Genomic DNA, 7338 nt, shown 5'->3' on the forward strand with positions numbered 1-7338 from the left:
GTATTGCGATGCTGCTGCGACTGAGTTGCTGAGGCTCATGCGCCATAAATTTCGACGCATGAGAGTTTCGTGCCGTCAAATTCAGTCATGTTCAGTGTCTCCGGTCCAGTTGTGTGATGTTTCCAGTCGTCGGGTGACGTATTTTTCGTCGAGTGCGATTTAAAAAATACAAAATGTTGAAAATTTGCCATTCCTGTTCCTGCGAAACCGTCACACAACGTATTCTGGCGCCTATTGATTCGCCGAAAGCCTCGACTCGAATTCGTCGGGCCGTTCCAAGGCGCCGCTGCCAGGTGATTGCGCAGCGGTCGACTCCGTCTGCGATGCCGGCAGCTGCATGCGCGAGGTAATGCCCGGGAGCGCGTTGTCCGTTTGATGATGCAGCGTCTGCGTCTGGACGCGGTCGGCCTCGATGGCGGCGATCTGGCGCGAGAATACAATAAACCAACCGAGGAAGAGTAGCCCGGCCAAGGCTTCGACATTAGTCAGCGTGTTCGCCCCGCGCAGCCACGCGATGAATTCGATGATGCAGGCGGTGATGGCCAGATCCGATACCGCGTATATCGCACGCGAGAGCTGCGGCGCGATCCATGGCAGACCGACGAGCAACGCGGCCATGATGCCGGGCAGTCCGCGCGCGAACACGTTGTGCACGATCGGATGCGGAGTGTAGCGGAAGAGCCCGATCCCTACGAAAGCGATACCCGAGAGCGTCAGCAGTACGGCGAGGCATGCGATGCGCGTCTTGAAATGCGTGATTGCCTCCGCGCGACTTGGACCGTGCCCGTCCGGCCACAAGCTTCTCATACGATACGTGGTCACCAGCTCGGAGATCGAGAAGTAGCTGATAATGACGATGCAAACGCCCGCCAGAATCAGCGTGGAGTTGAACATGCGCGCGGCGAAAGTCGTACGGTCGCCCAGCTGCGAGAAATTGTTGTTGTACCAATACGGGTCGTCGCTGGTCAATCCTGCGGCGCTCACACCCGATACCACGAAGAAGGGCAGGAGCGAGGCGAGGGTCTTCGAATCCATCAGCGAGGCCTGCACGAAGGTCACATAGCCGGAGAGCCCTGCGGATCCGGCGCACAGCGCGGCGATATAACCGATGAACGCGCGGCCGGCCATCTGATTGATGATGCCGAGCGCGGCGAACGACACCAGAAACAGCGTGGCGGCGTAGACGGTGGAGAGGGCGAGGATCTCGACGATCCTGCGCACGACGATGAACCATCCACCTCGGCCTTTGAGCGAACGCGATTTGCCGGCGTATGCCACGATGAACGACACGACGCCGCATGCGGCTACGATGCCCGAGAACACGCTGAACAACCTGCGGCTCACCTGCCAGATCGCCGGTGCCAGCTGCAGATACAAGGCCATGGCGGTGCCGCCGATCAGGGCGCAACACAGGAAGGACACGAGTCCTGCCGATTCTGCGTGCTGATGCCGTCCCATAGCCGCTTGTTTCCTGTCTTTCGGTGTCTTTGCAGTCGTGTTCCTGCCACTGTTGCAAATTCGTGTTGCCGTGTTGCCATACGTCGCAGCGTGGCCCAAGCAGCCTTCCGTATATCGCGTTGTGCCGTCCGTGCCGCGAGCCTATTGTATCCGTGCGGTATGTACGGGCGTGTCCGCGCGCTGTATGCCGGTTTCGGCAGGTTGATGCGCGCAGACTTTATTGTGCTCTGACACGCGCGTGATCAGTCCAAGGTTGCTATACAATGGATAGCTGTGCCCTTCGAGGCATTCGGGCTGTAGCGCAGTTTGGTAGCGCGCCTGCTTTGGGAGCAGGATGTCGCAGGTTCAAATCCTGTCAGCCCGACCATAGCGGTCGTATTACAACCCGAGGCATGAAATTGCTCTCAGGATGCTGCGAGAGGGAACCAGCTAATCCGTCTTTATCGGATTGGCTGCTTCTTCTTGCCGTGCTTTCTTGCATTTCCTTTTCACCTTGCCTGTTGTGGTGGCACCAAGAGGCGCCCAGGATGGTGCGGTGCAGTGGCCTTGCACGTGGATGCCGTGGATGCTGTCATCCGGGAATACCAGGATGCGCTCGAAGAAGAGCTGGTTGAACATGCGGCGGCTCTCATCGGGAGCTGAGGCGTAGGCCTCACCGCAATGCTCAGCTAGGTCGAGTCCCTGCTTGACGATGTCCTGGTAGGAACCGATGTCCTGGTTCATGGCATCGAGCCGGCGTGTGACCGTGAGCAGTTCTTGGGGCAGACGGTCTTTTTCCCGGCGCAGCATATCGAGCGGAATAGCGTCGGCGTAATGGTCCTGGAGTAGTTTCTTGCGTTGCTGTTCGAGTTTTTTCCGGGATTCATCAAGCTGCCTGATCGAGTCGTCGACGAGGCGAGAACATATGGCCGCGGAACTGTGCAGATCACCGCGTCCGATATGGGCGTCCTGCTCTACGGCGACTAGGGGTTTGAGGAAAGCCGTGATTGTATGCAGTACACCCTGAGCCGAACGTTCTCCCTGAGCCGAACGTTCTCCCTGAGCTACAGTCGATCCGCGATCATCGCGCAATGCTCCCGGATGATGCGGGCGGAATCGTGGAATTTGGCCAATTCGTCATCAGTCAGGTGCAGGTCGACGAAATCGCCAACGCCGTTGGCGTCCAAGGTGACGGGCAGGCTGAGGAACACGTCGTGCTCGTCGTATTCGTATTGGCCGTCGACGAGCGTGGATACGGAGATCACGCGGCGCTCGTTCCACAGGATCGTCTTGGCCAAGCCGGCCACGGTGACGGCGATGCCTTCGCTGGTGCCGCCGCGCAGCCGTTTGATGACCATCGCACGTTTGCGTGTCTGCTCTTCGATGCCTTGCAGCGTGACGTTTGCATAGCGCGGACGGTTATCGGCGAGATACTGGGTGAAGCTTTTGCCGATGAATGAGATCGTGGACCATGGCACGAATTGGGAATCCCCGTGCTCGCCGATCACGTATCCGGAGACCATGCGGGGGTCCAGTCTTGTCATTTCGCCGATGATCGCTTTCATACGTGACGTGTCGAGCGCAGTGCCTGACCCGATCACCTGCGTGCGTGGCAGGCCGGTGCGTTTCCATGCGAACCAGCTGAGCACGTCGACCGGGTTGGTGACCATGATGAGGATGCCGTCGAACCCGGATCGGGCGATATGCGACAGGATAGGGTCCACGATGCTGATGGCGGCGTCCATCTCCTGGAAACGCGTTTCGCCGGGCTTCGGTTTCGGGCCTGCGGTGACGATCACGATGTCGGCGCTCTGGCAGTCCGACCAGTCGCCTTCGCGAATCGCGACGAAACGGCTGATGAATTCGGATCCGTCCATCAGGTCCATGGCCAGGCCAGTGGCCTTGTTGGGCTTATGATCGATGAGTATGAGTTCATTGCACAGGCCTTGCAGCACGATGGCGCCGGCCACCGCCGCACCGACGCTGCCGGTGCCGATGATTACTACGCGACTCTTATGCAATGTGACCATGCTGATGACCTTCTCCTGTTTCGGTTGCGCCGATAGCCTCACAAAGTATGCACCAACCCAAGGAAGACGCGTGTCATAAGACGATGATGTGTCCCAGTTAGGCCAGCTTCGCTGCGATTCGTCCGGGGAAGAAGACCGCGCTGAGGCCGCCGGCAGGCTGCGTCAGCCAGCGCGCGGCAAGCCACAAGGCTCCGCAATCCAATGCGAACCAGAGCAGCATCCACAGCACGGCCGGGATCCCGGTGCCTTGTGCGAGCAGATCGGCATCCGAATCGCGGGCGTGATGGGCTGCGCGCTGGCGGCACAGTTCGAAAAGTGGCCGGATCGCGCCGAAGCCCAAGAACCAAGCCAGCGCATAACCAGAGCATGCGCGCAAGGGCGCTGGCCCCCACCACGATATGCTGATGGTCAGCGCCAGCGCGGCCGCTATCGCAACAACGCCGTAGCCGTTGCGGATGCGCATGAACATCAGCGCCAGCAGCGCCACAAGCAGCCATAGCGCCGCGGTCGCGTATCCGTGCGCAGCCAGCGCTGCACATCCCAGACCCCAGAGCGCGGGTGCGGCATACCCCGCAAAGGTCGTCAGCATCAGGCCGAAGCCACGATTTCTGCCTGCGCTGACGGTGACGCCCGAAGTGTCGGCATGCAGACGGATCGATCCGAGTCTGCGGCCAGCCAGCACGGCGATGATCGCGTGCCCGCCTTCATGCGCGATGGTGATGGCGTTCCTGGCGACGCGCCACACCGGGCCGATCAGCACCGCCGCAAGCGCGATAGACGCGCACAGTGCTGTTCCGGCAGAGTCGAGCGGCGGCAACCGGGTCGTCGAAGCTATCCATATCGTGTGCAGCCACGAATTTGCAACGTGAAGAAAGCTGGTGATCATACGCCCATGCTGTCATGCGAAGCTGTGCGCAAGCTGTCCGGCTTCGGGAAGGGCAGCGCCCATGACGTGGATGGGGCGTCGATGGCGCCATAATCCTCGGATTTGACGTCAATGGCGTCAGGAGACACGTTGACGATGCGAACCGGAATCCAATTGCCCGTCTCGGTCAGCATTTCATACGGCTCGAACAGATACGACAAGCCCAACTCGTCAAGGCAATGCTCGGCGGCCATCCAGTCCACGGGTCCAGTTCGGCGTTCGCCCAGCGCATCGATGGCGACGAAGCCATCGCCTTCGGGCACGAACCAGCCCAAACGCTCATGATCGCCGTCTCGGCGGTATTCGATCCAATCGTCAGATATGCCCTTGCCCATGGTCGACAACGTATCATGCGCGCGCGAACGAGCGATCCGGCTACAGCCTGACCGCGGTTTCCAGCGCGACGTCGAGCAGCCGCTCGATCATGTCGGCAGGCATCTTCCCCAAGATGCGCTCATCCCAGACTGCGCCGTCAAGGCAGTCGGCGGCATAGAGGAACTGGTGCACCGCGACATCGCGGAACTGGCCGACTGCCATGATCGAAGCGCATTCCATCTCTACCGCCGCGCAGCCCGCACGTCTGCGGGCCTCGACGTGATTGCGCGTCTCGCGGTAGAATCCGTCGGTCGTCCACGTTTTCGTGCAGGTATACGGCACATGCAATTCGTCGAGGATGCGCGCGGTCGCGTCGGCTGTCTCGACTTGGATGAAATCGCTGGCGGGCAGGTAATGGTAGCTGGTTCCCTCGTCGCGGTACGCCGCCGTGGGAACGATAAGATGGCCTGAGGAGATTGCAGTGTCGAGCGAGCCGCACGAGCCGAAAAACAGCATCTTCCGGCCGCCGTATGCGATGATCTCCTCCAGCAATGCGCTCGCAGCAGGCCCTCCCAACGGCGTGAGATAGAAGGCGACCGGCATGCCGCGATACATGAGCCGCAATATCGGCACCGTGCTGCCGGCCACCATTGCGCCGATCTGCTCGGTGGCGAACCGCGCCGTTACGAGATCCTGGAATTTCGAGCTGAAGGTTGCGATAACCGTCTGCGGAAAATCCTCGATAGGGCGGATATTGCGCTGCGGCGTGACAATCGCCTCGCTGGAGTCGTCGAAGGCGTTGATGATGGTCATACGCAGCAAGGTTAACGGCGCACGGTGACAGGGCGAACAGGCGCAGGCGCTGTGTCCCGAAGTTGTATCAGTAGACTGACAGAACTATTGCGGCACTGAGGCAGTGCCGGCTCGTCGGCTGCTTGCCTGCATCGATTGCCCGTATCCGATCTAGGTGCCGTCCCCACAAGGGAGTGCTGTTTTATCCGCGAAGCTGCTTGCCCGAGCGCGCCTGCATTTTGCTGAACGGGTATCCGATCATTTCGCACAAGTTGACCCGCTAAGCCATGTAGCGTTCTATCGATACGATGGCTGACATGACACGTTTTGCAACGCTTCCTGATCCGTGGCCGGCTCCCCGAGCAGCGCATCCGCTCGATGCCGTCGTCGAGGTGCCGGGCAGCAAATCGCTTTCGAACCGATATCTGGTGCTTGCAGCGTTAGGAACCCGGCAGGTCATGCTGAAAGGCCTGCTGCGCTCGCGTGACACGGAGTTGATGATGACAGCGTTGGAAGGGCTTGGCGCGCGGTGCGAACCGCTGGATGCCGACGGCACAACGGTTCGCGTCATACCGCCGGCGAGCGGTGTCTTTCACGGCGACATCACGATAAATTGCGGACTCGCCGGCACCGTGATGCGCTTCGTGCCATGTCTGGCGCTGTTCGCGGACGGACCGGTTCGCTTTGATGGCGATGGGCAGGCATATGCGCGGCCCATGCAGCCGGTGCTCGACGGGCTCGAGCAGTTGGGCGCGCACATCGAATACCACGGCGAACGGGGGTTTCTGCCGTTCACTATCACTCCGCCACGGCACAGCGCGAGCGATTGCATGCCCCATATCGCCATTGATTCTTCATCTTCCTCGCAATTCATTTCGGGCCTGCTGCTGGTTGCTTCACGACTACCATTTGGTTGTGAACTTGTTCATACCGGTGAGAAACTGCCGAGCATGCCGCATATCCGCATGACGATGGAAGATGTCAATCACGCAGGCGGGCATATCGATATGCCCCAGCCGGGTCATTGGATCGTCGCATCCGCGGATCTTGCGCTGCCCCCTGAAATCGTGGTAGAGCCGGATCTTTCGAATGCGGCCCCATTCCTCGGCGCGGCGATGATCGCGGGCGGCTCGGTCAGCGTGCCGCGCTGGCCGAAAGATACCGCGCAGCCCGGCGGCTTGCTGCCGGCATTCCTGCAGCGCATGGGCGCATCGGTGAGCTGGGGTGGCAAGATGTTGCCAGCTGCTGGTGCAGCTGACAACGACAGTGAAGCTGTCGGCTATATCAACAGTGGCGATGACGCTGATTCCTTTGAAGGCACAGATTTTCTTGACAACACGGATTCCGCTGATGATGCTCCGGCTGCGGCGATGCTGCAGGTCACGGGCACTGGCGTGATCCATGGGCTCGGCCGCTATGATCTGAGCGCGGCGGGGGAGATCGCCCCGAGCATCGCTGCGCTATGCGTACTGGCCGATGCGCCGACTGAGCTGGTGGGCATCGGCCATCTGCGCGGCCATGAGACGAACCGGCTGCGGGCATTGGTGACCGAGATCGGGCGCATCGGCGGCGAGGCGCAGGAACTGGACGATGGCATCGCGGTCACGCCAGTGGTGAGGGATAGGCTGCACGGCGCAACTATGCAAACATATGCCGACCATCGCATGGCGACGTTCGCGGCCATGCTCGGGCTTGCGATCGGGGGCATTGGCATCGTGAACATCGCCACCACGCGCAAGACCCTTCCTGATTTCACCGGCATGTGGACAGCTATGGTGGAGGCCGACAAGATAATGAGCTGACACGGCGCGCCGTGCAATCACGGGCAATGCATTACGC

At 60.6% G+C, this 7338-nt stretch carries 7 protein-coding genes and 1 tRNA gene; 2 read left to right on the plus strand and 6 right to left on the minus strand.

All coding sequences use genetic code 11. From position 1 onward, the window contains the following. Positions 1 to 231 precede the first annotated feature (231 nt). A complete protein-coding gene (locus LKG04_RS03395) occupies positions 232 to 1458 on the minus strand; it encodes an ABC transporter permease (RefSeq protein WP_291760426.1) in 1227 nt (408 codons plus the stop codon). A gap of 290 nt (positions 1459 to 1748) precedes the next feature. Between LKG04_RS03395 and LKG04_RS03400 the strand changes: the two genes are divergently transcribed. Beyond that, positions 1749 to 1825 (plus strand) — tRNA-Pro (locus LKG04_RS03400). A gap of 62 nt (positions 1826 to 1887) precedes the next feature. On the opposite strand, the gene LKG04_RS03405 is transcribed toward LKG04_RS03400, so the two are convergent. The 5 genes from LKG04_RS03405 to LKG04_RS03425 form a co-directional block, all read right to left on the minus strand. Further along, positions 1888 to 2529 (minus strand): hypothetical protein, encoded by a 642-nt coding sequence (locus LKG04_RS03405; protein WP_291760428.1) that lies wholly within the window; start codon positions 2527 to 2529, stop codon positions 1888 to 1890. Further along, positions 2502 to 3467 (minus strand): L-lactate dehydrogenase, encoded by a 966-nt coding sequence (locus LKG04_RS03410; protein ID WP_291760430.1) that lies wholly within the window; start codon positions 3465 to 3467, stop codon positions 2502 to 2504. The genes LKG04_RS03405 and LKG04_RS03410 overlap by 28 nt, the downstream gene beginning before the upstream one ends. A 97-nt stretch (positions 3468 to 3564) precedes the next feature. Then, the gene (locus LKG04_RS03415) at positions 3565 to 4353 is read right to left on the minus strand and encodes a M50 family metallopeptidase (protein WP_291760433.1); all 789 of its coding nucleotides are present in this window, start codon (positions 4351 to 4353) and stop codon (positions 3565 to 3567) included. After that, positions 4350 to 4727, minus strand: coding sequence for a hypothetical protein (locus tag LKG04_RS03420; RefSeq protein ID WP_291760436.1), 378 nt, complete (start codon positions 4725 to 4727; stop codon positions 4350 to 4352). Before LKG04_RS03420 ends, LKG04_RS03415 begins: the two co-directional genes overlap by 4 nt. 40 nt (positions 4728 to 4767) lie before the next feature. Next, positions 4768 to 5520, minus strand: a complete 753-nt coding sequence (locus LKG04_RS03425) for a nucleoside phosphorylase (protein ID WP_291760439.1) — start codon at positions 5518 to 5520, stop codon at positions 4768 to 4770. A gap of 296 nt (positions 5521 to 5816) precedes the next feature. Between LKG04_RS03425 and aroA the strand changes: the two genes are divergently transcribed. After that, positions 5817 to 7301, plus strand: a complete 1485-nt coding sequence (gene aroA, locus LKG04_RS03430; protein WP_291760440.1) for a 3-phosphoshikimate 1-carboxyvinyltransferase — start codon at positions 5817 to 5819, stop codon at positions 7299 to 7301. Positions 7302 to 7338 lie beyond the last annotated feature (37 nt).

It is taken from the genome of Bifidobacterium sp. (genome assembly GCF_022640935.1).
Classification (GTDB): Bacteria; Actinomycetota; Actinomycetes; order Actinomycetales; family Bifidobacteriaceae; genus Bifidobacterium.

Excerpts from the sequence above, each read along its gene's own strand:
- LKG04_RS03410 (WP_291760430.1), bottom strand. The coding sequence starts at position 3,467 with ATGGTCACATTGCATAAGAGTCGCGTAGTAATCATCGGCACCGGCAGC.
- LKG04_RS03395 (WP_291760426.1), bottom strand. The coding sequence starts at position 1,458 with ATGGGACGGCATCAGCACGCAGAATCGGCAGGACTCGTGTCCTTCCTG.
- LKG04_RS03425 (WP_291760439.1), bottom strand. The coding sequence starts at position 5,520 with ATGACCATCATCAACGCCTTCGACGACTCCAGCGAGGCGATTGTCACG.
- LKG04_RS03415 (WP_291760433.1), bottom strand. The coding sequence starts at position 4,353 with ATGATCACCAGCTTTCTTCACGTTGCAAATTCGTGGCTGCACACGATA.
- LKG04_RS03420 (WP_291760436.1), bottom strand. The coding sequence starts at position 4,727 with ATGGGCAAGGGCATATCTGACGATTGGATCGAATACCGCCGAGACGGC.
- aroA (WP_291760440.1), top strand. The coding sequence starts at position 5,817 with ATGACACGTTTTGCAACGCTTCCTGATCCGTGGCCGGCTCCCCGAGCA.